A 21530-nucleotide genomic window follows, 5' to 3' on the forward strand; every position below is an offset into this window, starting at 1 on the left:
GCCTGACAGATGAATCTTATTGTCTGGTTCAGATACTTTTTTTCTTCAGATTAATGTAATCAATGATCAGCTGAGCAGATTGTTCGATGCCCACAAGACCGGTATCAATAGACAGCTGATACTGGTTCGAATCACTCCAGGAGGTATTGGTGCAGGATTTATGGAACTGCTCTCTTTTTTTGTCTGTTTCCCGGATCTGTTTTCGTGCTTCTTTATCAGAAACATGGTCGCGCTCCATAATACGATGTACCCGATGTTCCATATCTGCATGGAGATAAACAGTGGTGACATCTGGCATATCCTGATATATGATATTGGCACATCGTCCGATCATAACAACAGATTTTCCTTTGGTAAGTTCCCGTACCAGGCTGAATGAATTCGTCATTGGATTTCTTTCACCATAATTCATTGCGATGGAATATAACAGGCTGTTTACCGATTTTTCATCAAAGAAATCGCTGTTTTCCTCGAATTTACCGATTTTTTTTGATTCTTCCAGAAGCTTCTTTTTGTCATAAAGCTCCAGTCCCAGTTTTTCTGCCAGCAGAACACCTACACGGTGCCCGCCACATCCACATTGTCTGTCAATTGTAATGATCATTGCCTTGTCCTCCTTATGATGTAATGATTTTCTGTCAGTTGATATTCTGAAGCAATGATGTCATTTCCTGATACAGAACATCTTTGGAAGATGCACCCATAACAATGGAAATAAAAGGCTTTCCGTAAGCATTCTGGCTTAAAAGAGCCAGACAGTTTCCTGCTTTATCCGTTGTTCCTGTTTTTCCACCGAGGATGGTGACATCCTTCGGTGTTGTGGCCTCACCGGTAAGGTAATGGTCAGTAGCGGTTAAGGTAGTACTTGCATCTGAGCCATCCGAATGTTTGTAGGTAACTGTATAGGACGACATCTGCGTGATGTCTGTAAATTCCGGATAATTCAGCGCCTCTTTTAACATCAGATAGATATCATAAGGCGTTGTATAATGATTTTCGTCCTGAAGGCCATGAGGATTGGTAAAATGAGTTCCTGTGCATCCAAGCTCAGCGGCAAAACTGTTCATCATTTCCACAAATTTATCTGTGGAACCGCCTACATGTTCTGCAATGGCAGAAGCTGCATCATTGGCGGAATAGACCAGAAGGCAGTGAAGCAGCTGGTCCATGGTGACCTGGTCGCCTTCCATAAAACCTGCAACCTGTGACCCGGATTCCAGCGTAACATTTTCCTGGGAGATCGTTACGGTATCATCCATATTGCCGTATTTCAGAGCCAGCATTGCGGTCATGATCTTTGTGATACTGGCTGGATATACCTTATTGTAAGCACCTTTTGCATAGAGGACCTTTTTGTCACTGAGGTTCAAAAGAACACCGGACTGGTTATCATCCAGACTGACCGAGTCCAGAGGAACATCCTTGGTAACAACGCAGAGATTCTGAGCAAAGCCCTCTGCTCTCTGTTCCTCTTTTGAGACCAGTGTATTATCAAATTCGGAAAAGGCGTTGAAAGAATTAACCGGGGTGGAAAAATTCCCGCCTTTAAACATGTAGACTCCAAATCCCCCTGCTCCACACAGGACGACCAGCAGAAGAAGCAGAAGAACGGTATTGCGGATCTTTTTGCGGCGCATCCGTTTCATTCTGACTGATTGTGTTTTGCGCCTGGAGGGAACAGCTTTTGCAGATGGATCAGAAACTCTGTCTTTCCCAGCGGAAGCTGTGCGAGTTGCGGCTTTGGAAGACCGATGTCCGGGAGTACTTCCAGGACGTGCAGTTTTTTTCACAGTTTCTTTATGTGTCATAAATATTCCTCTTTCCGAAAGTAGGCATCCTTTTTCTGCTCTTTCTTCTGTAATTCTTTATTATATGCACTGCTCTGCAGTCCTACATTGAGAATAAGTCCCATACCAATGAACAGACTGATCAGAGAGGTAAGACCATAGCTTACAAAAGGCAGCGGAGTACCGGTATTAGGCGCAAGTCCGGTAGCAACACAGATATTGATAAAACTCTGTATGGAAACAATGCTTCCCACTCCACAACATATGATCTTTCCGGCAAGATCCTTGGCCCGAAGGCTCATCCGGATACATTCAAAAGTAATCAGAAACAGCAGCAGCACGATCAGAGTACAGCCAATAAATCCATATTGCTCTCCTGCCACTGCAAAAATAAAGTCTGTCTGATTCTCAGAAACAAAGTTTCCATCATTCACGGAAGTAACACTTGTGTCATTACTGAAAGCACGTCCTACAAGTTCTCCGGAGGCAATAGCTGTTTTTGAGTTGTTCTGCTGTTCAATATCATCCGCATATTCTTCGTTCTCCGGATACAGGAACGACATAATACGGTTTCTCTGATAATCCTGAATCAGTTTCTGATCCGGCTGTACAACAATCGACAGAAAAATAATTGCAAGAGGAATTGCAATCAGAGCCGCTCCTCCGATAATTTTGTAACTGAGTCCTGCAATATAGATCAGAATACAGAACAGAATTACTATAGTAATTGTATTTTTCATATCTGGCTGTACATAGATCAACATTAACGGAATTACCAGAAGAACTGCTGACTGTGCCAGAGTTTTCAATGTATTCAGATCATCTTCGTGATCCATGAAAAATTTTGCAAAAAACAGGATAATGATGATTTTAGATAACTCTGTCGGCTGGAAGCGAATAAAACCAAGATCCACCCATCTTGCTGCGCCGTTGGCACTTGAGCCGAAGAAACGAACCGCCAGAAGCATTACAATATTAAAACCATACATGATCCATTGAAAATTCAGCAACCAGGAGTAGTCCATCAGTGAAAGAAGCAGCATAAAGACTACTCCAATGATTACACCCAGAAGCTGACGGGTGCGAAGATAATCGGCAGCTGTTCCTACAAGATGGATTCCAATAAAGCTGATCGCCAGAAGAAAAACTACCAGACGAAAGTTGTAAAACCGCAGCTTATACTGTTTAATCATAAATTATGCATCCCTTTTCTTAAGTACAGGTATGACAGCATGCAGAACAGGTGGTTCCTGTGAAATCTGTATGGTCACCCTTGTTTCATCAATTACAACGTATTTTTTTACGGTATGTATGAGGTCATTCCGCAAAAGTTTCATCATCTGTGGAGAGCAGTCTATGCGTTCCGATACAAGAAGAAGTTTCATTCGGTCACGGGCATAACCTGCGGAGCGTTTTTTTTCGGAGAAAAACCGCATATTTATTCCTCCCTCTGTGATGAAAAGATAATCTGGCAGTGCTTATTTATCTGCGAAAAATACTGCCAAGCCGTTGGAATACACTGCTTTTTCGCCGGACGGTAGTATAGGGAACATCTTCTCCAATAAGTCGTCGACAGATATTGCGGTATTCCTCCTCTGCCTGTGAATTTTTCCCAGACAGTGGTTCACCCTGATTTGTGGAAATTACAATCTGTTCATCATCAAGAATGGCACCGATCAGATCTACAGCAAGGATTTCCAGGACATCTTCTACTGACATCATATCTCCTTTTGCGATCATTTCAGGCCTGAGCCTGTTGATAATCAGCCGGATATCCCGAATCCCTCCGGATTCCAGCAAACCTATGATACGATCTGCATCACGGATTGCGGAAACCTCCGGAGTTGTTACCACAAGGGCACGATCTGCACCGGCTACCGCATTTTTAAATCCCTGTTCAATTCCGGCAGGACAATCCAGAAGAACATAATCAAATTCCTCCCTGAGATCGTCCGTAAGCTTGATCATCTGTTCCGGTGATACAGCAGTCTTGTCCTTTGTCTGTGCAGAAGGAAGAAGGTACAGATCCTGATGCCGTCTGTCACGGATCAGAGCCTGTTTCAGGCGACAGCTTCCATTGATGACATCTACCAGGTTATAAACAATACGGTTTTCAAGTCCCATAACAACATCCAGGTTTCGAAGTCCGATATCCGTATCCACAACAGCAACCCGTTTTCCCAGGGCCGCCAGCCCGGTCCCGATATTTGCTACCGTAGTGGTTTTACCCACGCCGCCTTTTCCGGATGTAATGACAATGACCTCACTCATATTTTCTGATTCCTCCCATTAAAATGTTCCACACTTCTGGTATCCTCATAAAGTCTGTTTAGTCATTCGATACATTACTGGTGTCGCTTGCGGCATAACCAGTGAGAATGGTGCTTTCATCTGCAAGTCCGAAAATGTATTTAAAAATATCATTAGCTGCAAGGCAGGCATTACCGGATGCATATCCGTTTGCGATTCGAACGGATATTGCGTATTTCGGTTCGGAAACCGGAGCATATCCCACGAAAAGAGCATTATTTGGATGATAGTAATCAATTTCGGCAGTACCGGTTTTTCCGGCAACTTCCACACCAAGTCCGTTAAACTGATCATGAGTCTGCACTACACGGTACATACCATCATGGATATCATCCCATATATTGCTGGAAATGTCCAGCTGTCCCTCTGTTTCAGAAGGATATTCCTTGATCAGTTTGCCCTTGGAATCTGTTACACGGTCCAGCAGAGAAAGCTTGTAGATCGTACCGGATGTAGCGATCGTTGAAGCATATCTTGCAAGCTGGCTGGTGGTAAACATATTCGTACCCTGTCCCATATAGGAAGGAACTGCGTTTTTGTCTGAAATCTGAGGAGAAGCTTCAGAAATTTCAATGCCAGTTTTTTTGTCGAGTCCCATAAGGGATGCATACTTCTGAAGCATACCAAGACTTCTTGCTTCAGAAAAGTTTCCTTCGGAATCTTTTCCAAGTTCAAAACCGATCGTACTGAAAAATACGTTACAGGACTGCTCGATCGCTCCACGGATATCCAGAGCTCCGTGCCCCTGTTTATTCCAGCAGTTGATCGGTGGTGTTACAAGATCGAAACTTCCTGTACATTCAATATAAGTACCGTCATCGATAACACCTTCTGACATGCCTGCAACGGTAGATAATATCTTCAATGTAGAACCTGGAGCCGTTCTCTGCTGTGTTGCCTTATTAAAAAACGGACTAGAAAGATCAGTTGATAATTTGGCATAATAATCAGTATCCATATTATTGGTCAGTCTGTTATTATCATAACCAGGATAGGAAACGCAGGCAAGAACATCTCCACTTGTAGTATCAGTAATAACAGCAGAAGCAGAACATGGTGCCAGTGCAAGCTGAGCTGGAGTGATCTCAAGACTGGCAATCTTTCGATACATAAAGGTATATGCATCCAGACCTCCGGAAAGCATTGTCTGATACAGCTCATCTTCTTTGGAAAGAACTCCCTGTTCATACAGAACAACACAAAGTTCTTCACCACTGATGGTGTCTTCCTGAAGCATATATTTGTACAGAAGCTTGGAGAATCCGGTATCTGTCTTCAGATAGTCGATAATATAATTTGTCAGTGCCTGATAGATTTCTTCAGAATCCAGATATTCATTAGAAGTGGAAATCTGAGAAATATCAATCCAGTTCTGACTGGCAGCATAATTCAGATAATCTTTCAAACTGATGCTCTCATCATTTTTCCATGCTTTATATGTTTCATCAGAGGTATCAATGGAATCACTTTTCAGTATGTTTAATGTGTTTGTTAAAAGATCATCACAGATATAGGTAAGATATTCCTGCATTTGTGAGTCTTCGTCTTTATATGCCGGAGGATTATCTCCTGTCAGCCTGTTACTTATTGTATCAAAAACCTGTTGCTGTTTTTGCTGAAATTTGGCATATAAATTTTTTTCTGTATCGGATGCATCATCGTTACTGAATTTATTGATATCAATAACGCTGTTGGCAATAAGAGCATTATATACAGAGTAGATTGGAATTGTGATTTTACTTGCGTCTTTCTCTGCTTCATAATCAAAACTCTTATCAGGGGTCAGTTTGGAAAGAACAATACCGGCTACACGCTGCTCAAGAATCTGGTAAATACTCTTCTGCCAGTCAGAATCAATGGTGAGATACACATCGTTTCCGGCTATTGGCTCAACAGTTTTGGAATTATCAATATCAAGAACTTTTCCAAGATTATCAACTGTAACGGTTTCTTCACCGTCTTTTCCCTGAAGCTGAAGTTCCATATACTGTTCAATCCCGGCTTTTCCGACAATGGCATCATTGGAATAATCTGGATTATCTTTCCGAAGAGTTTCCAGTTCTTCAGAAGAAGCCTGACCGGTATAGCCAAGAATCGGTGCCATACTCTCATCTTCCACATATTGCCTTGTGGAATCTTCCACAATATCAATTCCCTGAAGTGCGGATTGATTTTCTTTTATGGCAGCAACTGATTTTTCGCTGACATTCGTTGCAATCGTTACCGGCATGTATTTTTTGAAACTGTTCGTATTCAGCTGATAGCGCATGATCGCAATTTCAAGGATTTCCTGTTTGGTAAGCTCTTTGGGGAGAGAATGCGCTGCCAGCTCTTCGTCAGTATAGGCATCTTTTCCGTAGAGTACAATGGAAAATCCATTGCTTCCTGTAAGATAATCCATCATTTGTGCTGCAGTTGCGTTTTTCTGCTCATCACTCAGATTATCAATCTGTGCTTCACCATAAACATCTGCACGAAAACGGTTCAGAGTAAAACCTTCCTCCACATCGAAAGCATAATCACCGTGATCATTAACAATAATATGAAAATTGTCGGCCAAACTGTCCCCGTTTTTGGAGAGAATCTGCAATACCTGGTATGCGATACCATTTAATGCCAGATTTTTTTCACGTGTGCTGTTATATGTTCCACTATCTTCAAAAGTAACAGAATAGGCAAGAACATTGGAAGCTACAACAGTGCCGTTTCGGTCATAGATATTTCCTCGTGTACTTTTGATCACACGTGTTTTTGTGGTACGTGTCTGAAATTTACTGATATAGTCTTCTCCCTGTATGATCTGCAGGCTGAAAAGCTGCCGAACAAGAACAGATGAAAGAAAAACAAATACGATCACAAGAACAGTAGTACGTTTCAGACGGATTTTTTTGATGATTTTTTTTATTTTAATTCCCAAATAGACTCACTTTCTTTCCTTACAGTATCCATTAAGTGGTAGTTGATCCAGTAAAATATCCGATATACGATAATTGTGAGAAAAACCGTATAAACAATCTCGGGGATAATAATTCTGTATATGTAGGTCAAAAATCCAAGTCGGCCCCGGAGAAGAAACTGAAGGCCGTATACAGACAGATTATAAAGAAGATCTGTTCCTGCTACAAGAAAAAGCGGAACTTTCAGATCATCATCATAAAAGCTGCGGAATGCGTAGCCGCTGATATATCCTGCATACATATAAATCAGCGCATAGAAACCAAACAGTGATCCGTAAAAAAGATCAATAAAAAGTCCTGAAAAAAATCCTGTCCAAAGTCCGACTTTTCTTCCGCGCATCAATCCCATGGCTACACACAGGATCAAAGGCAGGTTTGGCGTAATGGAACCAATGGAAATGTAATCCATTATTGTACATTGCAGGAGAAAACAGACAATAATGGTAATAAATAATACTATTTTATTTTTCATTGGACGCATCCTCCGTTTTGTCTATTGCGTCCTGTTTATTGACGGTAATGACAAACACATCTTTCAGATGGCCGAAATCAACGGGTGTAACGATCGTACCTGTTTTTGTCAAGTTATTGGGATCCTGTTGGATTTCGCTGACATAACCGATAAACAGTCCTTCCACGTATTTTTCGCTGATATTTGAAGTGACAATACGTTCTCCCACGGTTACTTTGTTATCCTGGTCATAGAGCTGTTCAAAACTCAGTTTTCCCTCATCGATCAGCTCCAGATCTCCGGTAACAACGCAATTATCAGAAGTGCTGACAGCCATGGCACTGACATTACTGCTATCATCAATAATGGAACGAACGGCAGCCCATGATGGGCCAACTTCCGTGACGATCCCGACAAGTCCTTTTCCTGCAATTACGTTGTTGTCAACATGGATTCCATCATTAGTACCTTTATTGATCATAAATGTATCGTACCAGTTGCCTGGATCTTTGGAGATGATCCTTGCCGCAACTTTTGGATAATCAGTGTATTCCTGATCAAGATTATAAAGTTCTTTCAGCCTGGTAAGTTCTGTCTGATCCTGGATCAGGATATTATTCTGTTCGGTAAGACTGTTGATCTGATTTTTAAGTTCCTCGTTTTCCTGAAGTACGTCCTGCTTATCACGAAGACTGTTTTTTACATCTCCGAACATATTACTGACACCGGAAATGCCCTTTTCAAAGGGAACAACCAGAAATCCGGCCACATTCTGCAGAGGTGCTGAAGTTGTTCCGGAAGCTGCGGTAGCAACAATACAGCTTCCACAGAAAAGTGTCATGATTACCAGAAGATGTTTGCTTTTTAAATTAAAATGAAAACGCACTTTTTTTCGGATGTTTTTCATTATATATGCCCCTTTACAGTTTTTTCTGCTTTACAGGCTGTGCCCATCTGCGCAGTTCTCTGTCGTGAATGATCTTTTCCAGTCCATGTACAGCAGAAGTTTCGTACAGATCAGAAAGATTAAAGGCAAATCCTGTATAACTTGCCAGATAGTTGTCGATATATGGAAGTCGAGTACTGCCACCGGTAAGGTAAATTCCCTCTTTTGCAATATGATAGGCAATCTGTGGTGGTGTACGTTCCAGAAATGTTTTCATTTCTGCCGCGATCTGATTTACGCAATTGGTGATTCCCTCATTAACAACATAGGCGGAAACAACTTCTTCTCTGGGAAGTCCGGAAACGCTGTCGATTCCTACAACTTTCCGGGCTTCCTTTTTCTGGTCGTTAAGCCGTCCCATGACTACTTTCAGGCGTTTGGCCGTACGTGTTCCGATCTGCAGATTGTAATGTTTACGAATCTCACTGCAGATGGATTCATTCATCTGCCGGCCTCCAAGAGGGATCTTACGGCTTATGATGATCTTGCCATCTGTAAGGATTGAAAATTCTGTACTCTGTGCACCAATGTTTACAACCATACTGCCTTCATTTTTTTCAAGATTGATGTTCATGGCTACCGCATCTGCAATCGGAGATTCTACCATGAAAACCCGGTTTTTTCTAAGCCAGTGTCCATTGACCAGATGATAGTAGGCTCTTTTTTCAATGGCCGTCATATCAAGAGGAACCGAAAAAAACATATCCGCACCAAGGCCGGATGTATGATCGATCTTTTTCAACATGCTGTAAAGTACGATTTCCTGTAATTCGAGATTCGCAAGCATTCCAAAAGCCATGGGAGAATCTACAGAAATATCCGAAGGTGATTTTTCAAACATTTCATAGGCCTCATTTCCAATAGCAAGGATTCGACGCCCCCGGTAGGCAACCATGTTTTTTTCTATGTAAGTTTTATTTCTGAAAAAAGAATAGACTTTTACAGAGCTGCTCCCCAGGTCTACCCCGTAATTATTTCTAAAAAGCATAAATCTGCCCCTTCACTTAATATACTCATCAAAAATCCCCTTTTCCCGGAAACTGATGTACCTGTGATCTCCAATGATAATATGATCCAACAGATGGATTCCAAGAAGCTCACCAGATTCGAAAACCCGTCTGGTGACTTCCAAATCGGCCTGACTGGGGGAAGGATCACCGCCTGGATGATTATGCACAAGGATCAAATTTACAGCATGATATTTTACAGCTTCTACAAAAACTTCTCTTGGAGTGATCAGTGTGGCGGTGGCAGTCCCACGGCTTAAAAGCTGCTCTCCTGTGAGATGATTATGTCCGTCCAGCATCATACAGTACAATAATTCCTGTTCTTCGTGACGAAGCTGTTCCATATAATATTTTGCAATTGTGACAGGATGCTGAAAAGACAGTTCCGGCTTCGCTGCAGCAGTTGCCATACGTTTGGAAAGCTCCCCGATGCATTTCAGCTGTATGGCTTTTACCTTGCCAATCCCATGGATCTTCATCAGCTCCGGTACAGAAGCATGAAACAGACCCAAAAGTCCGGAATGACCTGTTTGTTCCGATAAATTAAGGATTTTATCAGCCAGTGTCAGAGAACTTAATCCCTGTACGCCACAGCGCAGAATCACAGCAAGAAGCTCACGATCGCTTAAAGACTGTTCTCCCTCCCGAAGACATTTTTCATACGGGCGCTGATAATCTGGCATTTCCATTATAGTATCTTTCATATGATTTCCCTTTTCGCTCTCGAAGAAGGGTATGCAAAATTGCAGAAGTTATTTTAGCATAAAAAAGCAGGAATGTACACTCTATCCCGGAAATTTCCACTTTTTTCACATTTTATTTACAGGCAGGGCATAAATGGAAGCTACTGCTTCTGCCACTTTAATTCCGTCCATTGCTGCAGATGTAATGCCACCGGCGTAACCAGCGCCCTCTCCGCAGGGGTAGATTCCTTCTATATTGGAAGTGAGTTTTTTTGGTTCCCGCACGATCCGGACAGGAGAAGATGTACGGCTTTCTACTCCTTCCAGCAATGCATCCGGCCGGTCAAAACCGGAAAGTTTTTTTCCAAAAGCATGGATTCCGGCTTCAATGGAATCCCCGATCTCTTTCGGGAAAATGCTGCGGACATCGGTAAGTGTATAGGCTCCTTTGATACAGGGGCTCACATCTCCAAGTTTGATACTTTTCTTATGCGCACAGTAATCTTTGAAAAGCTGTACCGGAACTTTTCCGTTTCCGGCTTCCCAGGCAGCACGTTCCAGCTTTCGTTGGAGTGCGATTCCTCCAAGAACGCCTTCCTCCGGAAAATCAGAAGGATTTACTGTAACGATGATGGCACTGTTGGCATTACGGCTGTCACGTGCCTGGTAACTCATCCCATTTACTGCCAGCATGCCTTCCTCAGAAGAAGCATTTACCACATAGCCACCGGGACACATGCAAAAAGAATAAACGCCACGTCCGTTTTCCAGTGTATGGGTAACTTTGTAGCTGGCTGCGCCCAGGTAATCATTTTCCGGCTCTCCGTAAAGATCCTGGTTGATCATGGTCTGTGGATGTTCCACTCGTACTCCTACTGCGAAAGATTTTGGCTCCATGGAAAGATTGTGCTTGTTCAGCATGGCAAAAGTATCTCTGGCACTGTGGCCGGGAGCAAGAACGCAGATTTCTGCCGGTATTTCTTCTTTTTCATTGACGATGACAGCCGCAAGTTTCTGGTCACGGACCACCAGATCAGTCACTGTGGAACGGAATCGGAATTCCCCGCCCATTTCTTCAATCTGATGGCGCATAAACTGAACGATTCCCACAAGCTGATCCGTACCAAGGTGGGGTTTCTGCTGGTAAAGGATTTCAGATGGAGCTCCTGCTTCTACAAATCTGGAAAGGACTTCTTTTCCTCTTCCGTAGGTATCTTTTACCAGAGTATTCAGCTTTCCGTCGGAAAAAGTTCCCGCACCGCCTTCTCCGAACTGCACATTGGAATCCGGATCCAGGATGCCGTTCTTCCAGAAATTTTCTACAGTTTCCTGGCGTTTATCTGCTTCTTCTCCACGTTCCAGTACCAATGGACAGTATCCGGCTTTTGCCAGATACCAGGCGCAGAATAATCCGGCCGGTCCGCTTCCGATCACTACCGGTCGATGGGACAATGTTTCAGAACCAGGTGTCGGAAAATGATACTTTTTCTCTGCGGTTAACATAATGTTTTTATCGTGAACCTTTTTTAAAACACGGGATTCATTATCCACTTTAATGTCTACAGTATAGACAAATTTTTTGTCCTCTTTATGCCGGGCATCCAGAGATTGTTTTCGGATCTCATAAGTGAACGGCTGATTTCCAAGGTGAAGTGTTTTCGCTATTTTTCTGTGAAGCTGCTCTTCTGTATGGGTGATGGGAAGCTTCAACTGTGTGATCCGGATCATTGTTATTCCTCCTTTGCTGCCCAGATACCGGCGGTAGCTCCACTTGACCATGCCCACTGCAGGTTGTATCCACCGCAGGTGCCGTCAATATCAAGGAGTTCTCCGGCAAAATAAAGGCCTTTATGAAGTCTGGATTCCATGGTTTTACTTTGAACTTCAGAAGTATCCACGCCGCCGGAACAAACCTGTGCCTGTTCAAAAGAAAGGCTGTCTTTTACCGGAAGGCGAAAATCATTGATCCCATGGATCAGATCCTTCTGTGCACATAAGACACGGATCAGTTTTTCCGGAAAAAGTCCGATGAGAAGTTCTTTTTCTGTTTTATAAGGGCAGGCTGTTTTTCTCTGTTCCAGGTATTCTTCCAGTTCTTTCTGGTTCAGTTCCGGAAAAAAATTTATGGAAAGCTCTGCGTTTTTGTTTTCGTGAACCGCTCGGATGGCGTAGCGGGAAATCTGAAATACCGGGATCCCGGATACACCGTAATCGGTAAGCTGCAGTTCTCCCTGCTGAGAGGCTGCCGGAATGCCATCTATATAAAGGGTTATCTTACCTTCTGTCCGCACACCACTCCAGCCGGAAAAAGAATTTCCCTTACATTTCAAAGCTGTCAGAGCTGGAAGAGGTTCGATCAGATGATGTCCGAGACTTTCTGCGATTTTGTATCCACTTTCACTGGAACCTGCAACGGAAGAGGCGCGGGAACCGTTTGCAAGAATCACGGCATCACCATTGTAGGTCCATCCGTCAGTATGGATCTTCCACTGTCCGTTTGTGAAAGACACGCCGGTAACAGTCTGATTGGTTTTCAGTTTTACTTTCAGGCTGCGTGCTTTCATGGTAAGAACATCTACCACACTCTGCGCCTGGCTGCTCCGGGGATAGATCCATCCGTCGCGGTCTGTGGTACAGATTCCCAGTTCCTGAAAAAATTCCAGAGTCTTTTCCACAGGAAACTGTGCCAGGGCATCTTTGACAAATTCCGGATGGGATCCCCGGTAAGCGTTTTCATCCTGGTTCAGATTTGTCATATTACAGCGTCCATTTCCTGTAGCACAGATTTTTCTTCCGGGACGGTCATTCTGTTCCAGAACCGTAACCGCTGCTCCGTTTATGGCAGCCTGAATAGCCGCCATAAGGCCGGAAGCACCTGCTCCTACGACAAAGACCTGCTTTTTTAAGTCCTGTCCTTCGGATTTTTTCATAATTTCACAAGTTCCTTATCAACCATATACTGAAGAGATTTCAGGATTCCAAGTTTAGCATGCTCCCAGGTAAGACCACCCTGGAAATAAACAGCATAAGGTGGTTTCATAGGACCATCGGCAGAAAGCTCGATGGAAGAACCCTGGATGAAAGCACCTGCAGCCATGATGACCTGACTGTCATACCCTGGCATATCCCACGGTTCCGGTGTCACAAAACTGTCTACCGGTGCTGCAGCCTGGATACCCTGGCAGAATGCTACAAGACCTTCCGGTGTTCCAAGGGTGACTGCCTGGATGATATCCTGACGTGGTTCTGTGCTGTTCGGTACCACCGGGAAACCAAGTTTTTCGTAAATGTTTGCTGCAAAAACGGCGCCTTTTAAAGCTCCTTTGGTAACCATCGGTGCAAGGAAAAATCCCTGGTACAGAGAACGGTTTACACCAAGGGTTGCCCCCACTTCCATGCCCAGTCCCGGGCAGGTCATACGGTAGGAAGCGTTTTCCACACAGTCTTTTCTTCCGGCGATATATCCGCCGATAGGGGCAAGACCGCCGCCTGGATTTTTGATCAGGGAACCCACCATGATATCTGCACCTACATCACTTGGCTCTATGGTATCTACGAACTCACCGTAGCAGTTATCTACCATGCAGATCACATCCGGTTTGATCTTCTTTACAAAAGCGATCAGCTCACCGATCTGTTTTACAGAGAAGGAAGGACGAGTCTGATAGCCTTTGGAACGCTGAATGGTTACCAGTTTTGTTTTTTCATTGACTGCCTTTTTGATATTTTCGTAATCAAAGGTACCATCCTCAAGAAGGTCTACCTGACGGTATTTTACACCATATTCTGTAAGAGAACCGTTGGACGGACGGATCCCGATGACTTCTTCCAGAGTATCATATGGTTTGCCTACAGGGGAAAGAAGCTCATCGCCCGGGCGTAAGTTTCCAAACAGTGCAATGGCAAGTGCGTGGGTTCCGCAGGTGATCTGCGGGCGGACCAGGCAGGCTTCTGTGTGGAATGTATCCGCATAGACCTGCTCCAGGGTCTCGCGTCCAAGGTCATTGTAGCCATAACCGGAGGAAGCTCCGAAACATGCCTCACTGACACGGTTTTTCTGCATGGCATGGATAACCTTCATCTGGTTATACTCTGCAGTTTTATCAAATTTTTCAAAACGTTCTTTCAGGGAATCTTCTACAGTTTTACCGAAATCGTAAACTGCGGAAGAGATTCCAAGCTGTGCATATAATTCTTTCATGATCATTTTTCCTTTTTTATTTTATTTGGCAGGCAGGATCCCTTTTTCTCTGCATACAGAAAGCATGTAGGAAAGGATCCGGCTGTCATCGTAATCAAAGTTATCTTTATCTACCCAGGTTACCTCGCCTTCTCTTCGGAACCAGGTAAGCTGGCGTTTGGCGAAATGTCTGGTGTCACGTTTCAGGATGCGAACGGCTTCCTCGTAAGGGTATTCTCCGTCCATCCAGTCCAGGATTTCTTTATAGCCCAGTCCCTGCATCGAAACCATTCCTCTGTGGCAGCCCATTTCCCGGAGCTTTTTTACTTCTTCTACAAGCCCGTTTTTCAACATCTCATCCACTCTTGTGTCTATGCGTTCGTAGAGAAGGGGACGGGGTGCGTTCAGGACAAAGTATGCCAGGGCATAGGGGCTGGTATGTTCTTTCTGCTCTTCATTATGTTCGGAGATCCTGGTACCGTTCTGTTTATAAAATTCCAGGGCGCGTATCACTCGCTTGACATTGTTCTCATGGATGTCCTGGGCTGACTTGGGATCAACCTGTGCAAGCATATCATGAAGAAATGAAGGGCCTTTTTGTTCTGCCAGCTCTTCCAGCTCCCTGCGGTAATGGTCATCCTGGTTGGAACTGGTAAAATCAATATCTCTGGTTACGGCCTGAATATAAAATCCCGTGCCGCCTACCAGGATCGGGATCCGGCCTTTATCATAAATTTTTTCCATGGCTTCTTTTGCCATCTGCTGGAAAAGGACAATATTAAAATCTTCTGTGGGCTCCAACACATCCACCAGATGATGAGGGACGCCATCCATTTCTTCCGGTGTGATCTTGGCGGAACCAATATCCATATGGCGGTAAACCTGCATGGAATCTGCGGAGATGATCTCTCCGTTTACTGCTTTTGCAAGGGCAATGGAAAGTTTTGTTTTTCCCACGGCAGTAGGTCCGGTAAGGACGATAAGAGGTTTTTTCATAGATTTTCTCCGTTTATGATAGGTATCTTACACGATACGTTTAAATTTTTTTTCAATCTCTGTCTTACTCATGGCAATGATGGTTGGCCTTCCATGAGGACAGTTATAAGGATTTTCCAGTGTCAGAAGTTCATCGATCAGCTTGTCGGCTTCCTGGGGTGACATGGAATGATTGCCTTTTACAGCAGCTTTGCAGGCCATAGTTGCAAGCCTTGCGGTAAACAGTTCAAATGCATCTTTGGAGCCGTCTGCAGTGAGATGGTCCAGCATTTCCAGAAACAGCTCTTCCTCTGTCATTCCCAGAAGACTGGATGGCACCGCACTGATACTGTACTCTCTTCCCCCAAAAGGTTCGATCTCAAAACCGAAATCCCGAAAATATTTTTCGTTTGCTTTTAACAGGTTTTCTTCCTCAAGGCTGAGTGAAACGATCAGCGGAGGGCTTACGTACTGAGACTGGATGTTCTGAGACTGGAACAGCTTTACGAACCGCTCATAATATACTTTTTCATGGGCCGCATGCTGGTCAATGATATAAAAATTATCTTCGAACTGTACCAGCCAGTAGGTGTCAAACAGCTGTCCGATCAGCCTGTGGCGGCTTCTGGATTCCGGGGCAAGAAGCCGTTCTTCGAAAAGTTCCAGCTGTTTTGGCGTTTCCTGTTCCAGGGATTTGATCGGCTCGCTGTTTATCTCAGGAGATGTCGATTCGGCAGTTTTTTCAGATATCACTTCTGGATCAGCTGTTTCTACAGCGGAAGTCTCTTTTTTTCCGTCCTTCAGTGTGCCGGAAAACATTTCCTCTTCTTCTTTTGTAAAGGGCTGAGATCTATATACGGGATTTTCCCGCAGAGAACCCATATGCCTGTATTTATCTGTAAAAGAATCTGAAGAACTGTGAGCTGTTTCAGCTGAGCCATAGGAGGCTGTACTATTTGTCAACTTATTATAAGGTATCGATGAAACCGGCGATGTACGTACTTCAGAAGCTGTCGGTGCAATATGGGAAGCTATATTCGCCGTCCGGTTCTGGTGTCCGTACATCTCCTGCCGTCTTTTTACCTCGAAAGGTTCCGGAACATTTCCTGGCTTCATCTGCTCGTTGTGAGATGTCGGTTCGTCTTTTCCCACAGATACCTGCGGGATTAGTTCTCTGTGAGTCAGTACCTTACGAACAGTTTCATAGATAGCCGTATAAACTTCGGTTTCTCTGGCAAAACGCACTTCTCTTTTTGCCGGATGTACATTAACGTCCAGGTCATTACCATCCATTTCGATCCGAAGGGAAACAAATGGAAATTTATGCTGCATGACCAGTCCTTTATACCCATCCTCAATAGCCTTGGTAATGATCTTGTTTTTTACATACCGGCCATTGATATAATAATTCTCAAAAGAGCGGTTTCCTCTGGAAATCTCCGGTTTTCCCACAAAGCCTTCGATCTTCATAAAATCATTTTCATAGGAGACTTCCAGAAGTGCTTTGGCGATCTCCCGTCCGTAAACGCTGTAGATCACATCCTTTACGCTGTAATTTCCGGAACTGGAAAGTTTCACCTGACGATTCTGGATATATTTAAAGGAAATTTCCGGATGGGAAAGCGCCAGCTGTTCCATCAGCGTATTGATGTAACCGGCTTCTGTCATGTCGGATTTCAGAAATTTGCTTCTTGCAGGTGTGTTGTAAAAAAGGTTCCGGATCAGGAAGGTGGTTCCCTCCGGTGCGCCCATCTCCTCCAAAGACTGTTCTTTTCCACCTTCGATCACATAGCGGGTACCGCTGATGGCAGAAGGAGTTTTTGTGATCAGTTCTACCTGGGAAACTGCGGCAATACTGGAAAGAGCCTCGCCACGAAAGCCCAGGGAGGCAATATGTGTCAGGTCTTCCACTTTTTCAATCTTGCTTGTAGCATGACGTAGAAAAGCAAGGGGAACCTGTTCTGCTTCCATTCCGGAGCCGTTATCTGTGATACGGATCAGCTTTTTTCCACCATCTGTGATCTCTACTGTGATGGCGGTAGCTCCTGCGTCAATAGCATTTTCCACAAGTTCTTTTACAACAGAAGAAGGCCGCTCCACAACTTCACCTGCTGCGATCTTATCAATGGTATTCTGGTCTAAAACTGCAATTTTTCTCAAGGTATCACCACCGGTTCTTTATTTTGTTCTGCAGATTATAGAGAATATTCAGGGCCTCCATTGGAGTCAGGTTGCCAATCTCCAGGCCTTTGATCTCTTCGATGATATCATTATCCTGCACCGTGTCAAAGAGTGACATCTGTGCCATATCCACCTGATCATAGGTGATCTTCTGCTTCTTTTTCGGAGCAGTCAGGTCTTTTACCGCTGCGGTGATATCTGCGTCACTGAGCTCTTCCACAAGTTCCTTGGCACGCTGGATCACGGAATCCGGAACACCGGCAAGCTTGGCCACCTGGATACCATAACTCTTGTCAGCGCCACCTTTTACGATCTTACGAAGAAATACGATATCGTCACCCTTTTCTTTGACAGCAATACAGTAATTGTTGACACCGGAAAGTTTTCCCTCCAGTTCGGTAAGCTCATGATAATGGGTCGCAAATAAGGTTTTGGCACCGCAGAGCTTGGTATTGCTGATATGTTCGATCACTGCCCAGGCAATGGAGAGGCCGTCAAAAGTACTGGTTCCACGTCCGATCTCATCCAGGATCAGAAGGCTACGGGAAGTGGCATTGCGAAGAATATTGGCAACCTCCGTCATTTCCACCATAAAGGTACTTTGTCCGCTTGCAAGGTCATCAGATGCACCTACACGGGTGAAGATCCGGTCAACCACACCGATGTTTGCACTGTCTGCCGGAACAAAGCTTCCGATCTGTGCCATCAGTACGATCAGGGCTGTCTGGCGCATATATGTGGATTTTCCGGCCATGTTTGGTCCTGTGATAATGGAGATCCGTTTTTTGTGGTTGTCAAGATACGTATCGTTTGGAATGAACATATCATTTTCGATCATCTGCTCCACAACCGGATGACGGCCGTTTCGGATATCAATGAGGCCTGTCTCATTGATCTTTGGTCGGACGAAATTATTCCTCTGGGCAACCAGTGCAAGAGAAGCGAAAACATCCAGTGCAGCCACTGCTTTTGCAGTGCGCTGGATACGGACAACTTCCGCTCCAACCTGATCACGGATACTGGAAAACAGTTCAAATTCCAGCGCATAAAGCTTATCCTCAGCTCCAAGGATCAGATCTTCCAGATCTTTCAGTTCCTGAGTGATATAACGCTCTGCATTGGTAAGGGTCTGTTTGCGGATATAATCCTCCGGCACAAGATCTTTGAAAGTATTGGTAACTTCCAGAGAATAACCAAATACACGATTGTACTTGATCTTCAGGCTTTTGATACCGGTACGTTCCCTCTCTCTTGCCTCCAGCTCAGAAAGCCATTTCTTTCCATCTGTCCGGGAACGGCGGAATTTATCTACATCTTCATTATATCCTTCCCGGATAATGCCACCGTCTTTCTGGGCAAGAGGCGGATCATCGGTGATAGAGTTCCGGATCAGCGAGGTAATGTCTGTCAGAGGATCCATATCTTCGTTGATCTTAGTAAGCAGTGGAGATTTGAATTCTGCCAGGACCTGTTTTATATAAGGAAGCATTTCCAGAGAAGAGGCAAAAGAAACCAGATCTCTCGGATTAGCGGATTTGTAACTGATACGGCTGATCAGACGTTCCAGATCATAGATCGGGTTTAAATATTCCCGGATCTCATCCCGTTCCATGGGTTTTTCATTCAGTTCTTCCAGAGCACCCAGTCTCTTTTCGATTTCCTCTGCATCGATCAGAGGCTGTTCCACATAAGACCGAAGTGTTCTGGCTCCCATAGCTGTTTTGGTCTTGTCCAGTACCCAGAGAAGAGAACCTCTTTTCTGTTTTTCGCGCATGGTTTCCACAAGCTCCAGATTACGACGACTGGAGCTGTCGATAAGCATGTATTTCTCGGCAGAGTAAGGGCGGATACTTGCCATATGGGAAAGTGCTGTTTTCTGTGTTTCTTTCAGATACAGGAACAGAGCACCGGAAGCGATGATCCCGCTGTCGTAGTCACCAATTCCTAACCCCTCCAGATTTCCCACATGGAAATGTTCTTTTAGAGTTTCCTGACACAGCTGATCGTCAAAGTACCAGGGATCCAGGGCGAATACGCAGATTCCAAGACGTCCTTTCAGATCCTCCACATCCACACCACTTAAAAGAAACGCATCGTTGCAGATGATCTCTGCAGGTGTGAATTTATTGATCTCATCCAGAAGTTTCTGAGGCTTATCCAGCTCTGTAAGAAAGCAGTCACCGGTTGTGATATCTGCAATAGCACAGCCAAAATGATCTCCGATGGAGACAATGGACATCAGATAATTGTTTTTGGATTCGTCCAGTGACATGGCATCCAGTGTGGTTCCCGGTGTGACAATACGAACAACTTCACGTTTTACAAGACCCTTGGCTTTTTTCGGATCTTCTACCTGTTCACAGATGGCAACTTTATAACCTTTTTCTATCAATCGGTTGATATAAGTTTCCGCAGCATGAAAAGGAACGCCACACATGGGCGCTCTCTCTTCCAATCCGCAGTCTTTTCCTGTAAGTGTGATCTCCAGTTCCTTGGATGCAGTCAGCGCATCATCAAAGAACATTTCATAAAAATCGCCCAGACGGTAAAAAAGGATACAGTCGCTGTATTCTTCTTTGGTCTTTACGTATTCTTTCATCATCGGTGATAATTTCCCTGTGTTAACTGGAAACCCTGTATTTACGCGGCTTGTAGATGCTTTATGTTCCTCTTTGACCCACTTTTGACCCATTTTTTTTTCTTCTTCAGTGTTTCTTGTTTTTTCCAAATATTTAAACCTCTTCCTAAAATCTCATTTCATCAGCAAAATCAGCTTTCTTTTCCATACTTTTCATCATACCGTTTGTATTCATCTTTTACATACCCCTGTTCAAGATGCGTATAATACTCTGTCATTTTCTGAGTAGAATGACCGCTGATTTTACCTACCGTAGCCGGTTTCATTCCAGATTGTACACATCTTGTTACAAAAGTATGACGAAAGCTATGTGGAGTTACATCTAACATTTCTGCTTCTCGACCTTCTTTTTCAGCCTCTAATGCTTCTTGCTTATTTACAATATTTTTGATTCGCTCACATTCATCTTCAGCATTGCCAGGAAGATAACTCATTCCTGTTGATGTTGTAAATATCAGTCCAGGATATTTTTTTAGAAGATCATTTCCAGTTCCCCATTTCTTGCCTAACACTTTTTTGTCCTGATTCTGTTTTTCTTTCCAGCTTAAAAAAGCTTCAATTGCAATATCTGGCAGCGGAATTATTCTGACACTTTTCTTTTTTTTCGGTGATGTAATCTGTGTAACATAATACGGCTCAGCAAGTTTCTTTCCCTGCTTGTCATAATACAATTTGACTCTGTTTAGCGTTTTGTATACACGAAGATATTTTTCATCGAAATTGACATCTCTCCATTGTAAGGCAAGTACTTCGCCTATACGCATTCCCGTATGCATCAAAATCAAGAAAAGTTCCTCATAACGGTCTCCTTTAATGGTTTCCAAAAAGCGATGGCTTTCGTCTGTACTAAGACAATTCTCTTTTACATCCAAAGCTTCTTCTGTAGGTTCTGCCAACACTTCTCCCGGTGTCTCAACGGAAAGCTTAACTTCTGCTGTAGGATCCGATGGAATCATTTTACTGGCTGCTGCCCTCTCAAACATTTGATGCACGACACTTAATGATTGCTTGATTGATGTAGGAGCGTATCCTTCATCCTCCAATTTTTTAATCATGTCAAGAATATGTTCCGGTTTGATATCTACCAGTTTCATGTAACCGATGTATTCTTCTGTTCTTCTAAAACCATCTTCATAATTTCTTATCGTGGTTGCTTTAAGATTCCGAACCTTATAAAGTTCCATCCATTTCTCATACCATTTTGAAACGGACATACTCGAATCAAAGCCTGGAACACCTGGGAGAACCTCCGCTAAATACATGCTTCTTTGCTTTCTCACTTGCTGAAGATTTGTTCCATAGATAGAAAAAGGCGGTTTGCCAGAACCCTTAATTGTGATTCTGGCTTCATACCGCCCATCTTTTCTTTGTCGGATTCCCTTACCTATTTCTTTTCCTTTTAGATTTTTTCCCAT

General features: G+C 43.8%; 17 protein-coding genes. All 17 read right to left on the bottom strand.

Annotated elements, in window-relative coordinates; all coding sequences use genetic code 11:
* Positions 1 to 28 precede the first annotated feature (28 nt).
* A complete protein-coding gene (locus GPK88_RS01100) occupies positions 29 to 604 on the bottom strand; it encodes a cytidylate kinase-like family protein (RefSeq protein WP_021978011.1) in 576 nt (191 codons plus the stop codon).
* 34 nt (positions 605 to 638) lie between these two features.
* Complete coding sequence (locus GPK88_RS01105; RefSeq protein WP_215707469.1) at positions 639 to 1808, bottom strand: D-alanyl-D-alanine carboxypeptidase family protein; 1170 nt, start codon at positions 1806 to 1808, stop codon at positions 639 to 641.
* Positions 1805 to 2980: an FtsW/RodA/SpoVE family cell cycle protein gene (locus tag GPK88_RS01110; protein ID WP_215707470.1), complete on the bottom strand. Its 1176-nt coding sequence runs from the start codon at positions 2978 to 2980 to the stop codon at positions 1805 to 1807. The genes GPK88_RS01105 and GPK88_RS01110 overlap by 4 nt, the downstream gene beginning before the upstream one ends.
* A gap of 3 nt (positions 2981 to 2983) precedes the next feature.
* A complete protein-coding gene (gene minE / locus GPK88_RS19525; RefSeq protein ID WP_021978008.1) occupies positions 2984 to 3223 on the bottom strand; it encodes a cell division topological specificity factor MinE in 240 nt (79 codons plus the stop codon).
* Positions 3224 to 3269: 46 nt separating this feature from the next.
* The gene (gene minD / locus GPK88_RS01120; RefSeq protein ID WP_118169694.1) at positions 3270 to 4058 is read right to left on the bottom strand and encodes a septum site-determining protein MinD; all 789 of its coding nucleotides are present in this window, start codon (positions 4056 to 4058) and stop codon (positions 3270 to 3272) included.
* Positions 4059 to 4116: 58 nt separating this feature from the next.
* Positions 4117 to 7014, bottom strand: a complete 2898-nt coding sequence (locus tag GPK88_RS01125; protein WP_118063830.1) for a penicillin-binding transpeptidase domain-containing protein — start codon at positions 7012 to 7014, stop codon at positions 4117 to 4119.
* Positions 6999 to 7526: a rod shape-determining protein MreD gene (gene mreD / locus GPK88_RS01130; protein ID WP_021978005.1), complete on the bottom strand. Its 528-nt coding sequence runs from the start codon at positions 7524 to 7526 to the stop codon at positions 6999 to 7001. Before mreD ends, GPK88_RS01125 begins: the two co-directional genes overlap by 16 nt.
* Positions 7516 to 8412 carry a rod shape-determining protein MreC gene (gene mreC / locus GPK88_RS01135; protein WP_173761632.1) on the bottom strand — a complete coding sequence of 299 codons (897 nt, stop codon included), beginning with the start codon at positions 8410 to 8412 and terminating at the stop codon, positions 7516 to 7518. The genes mreD and mreC overlap by 11 nt, the downstream gene beginning before the upstream one ends.
* 13 nt (positions 8413 to 8425) lie before the next feature.
* Positions 8426 to 9439: a rod shape-determining protein gene (locus GPK88_RS01140; protein WP_021978003.1), complete on the bottom strand. Its 1014-nt coding sequence runs from the start codon at positions 9437 to 9439 to the stop codon at positions 8426 to 8428.
* A 12-nt stretch (positions 9440 to 9451) separates the two neighbouring features.
* Positions 9452 to 10162 (bottom strand): RadC family protein, encoded by a 711-nt coding sequence (gene radC / locus GPK88_RS01145; protein ID WP_021978002.1) that lies wholly within the window; start codon positions 10160 to 10162, stop codon positions 9452 to 9454.
* Between the two features lie 105 nt (positions 10163 to 10267).
* Positions 10268 to 11869, bottom strand: coding sequence for an NAD(P)/FAD-dependent oxidoreductase (locus GPK88_RS01150; RefSeq protein WP_173761633.1), 1602 nt, complete (start codon positions 11867 to 11869; stop codon positions 10268 to 10270).
* 2 nt (positions 11870 to 11871) lie between these two features.
* Complete coding sequence (locus tag GPK88_RS01155; RefSeq protein ID WP_173761634.1) at positions 11872 to 13071, bottom strand: BaiN/RdsA family NAD(P)/FAD-dependent oxidoreductase; 1200 nt, start codon at positions 13069 to 13071, stop codon at positions 11872 to 11874.
* Entirely contained in the window at positions 13068 to 14342 is a 1275-nt protein-coding gene (locus GPK88_RS01160; protein WP_021977999.1) for a methionine gamma-lyase family protein, read from the bottom strand. The genes GPK88_RS01155 and GPK88_RS01160 overlap by 4 nt, the downstream gene beginning before the upstream one ends.
* A gap of 21 nt (positions 14343 to 14363) precedes the next feature.
* The gene (gene miaA / locus GPK88_RS01165; protein ID WP_021652027.1) at positions 14364 to 15317 is read right to left on the bottom strand and encodes a tRNA (adenosine(37)-N6)-dimethylallyltransferase MiaA; all 954 of its coding nucleotides are present in this window, start codon (positions 15315 to 15317) and stop codon (positions 14364 to 14366) included.
* A gap of 27 nt (positions 15318 to 15344) precedes the next feature.
* Complete coding sequence (mutL, locus tag GPK88_RS01170) at positions 15345 to 17456, bottom strand: DNA mismatch repair endonuclease MutL (protein ID WP_174095656.1); 2112 nt, start codon at positions 17454 to 17456, stop codon at positions 15345 to 15347.
* Positions 17457 to 17460: 4 nt separating this feature from the next.
* The gene (mutS, locus tag GPK88_RS01175; RefSeq protein ID WP_174095655.1) at positions 17461 to 20079 is read right to left on the bottom strand and encodes a DNA mismatch repair protein MutS; all 2619 of its coding nucleotides are present in this window, start codon (positions 20077 to 20079) and stop codon (positions 17461 to 17463) included.
* Between the two features lie 167 nt (positions 20080 to 20246).
* Positions 20247 to 21530: a tyrosine-type recombinase/integrase gene (locus tag GPK88_RS01180; RefSeq protein ID WP_148446906.1), complete on the bottom strand. Its 1284-nt coding sequence runs from the start codon at positions 21528 to 21530 to the stop codon at positions 20247 to 20249.

It is taken from the genome of Blautia sp. MCC269, from assembly GCF_018785655.1.
GTDB lineage: Bacteria > Bacillota > Clostridia > Lachnospirales > Lachnospiraceae > Blautia_A.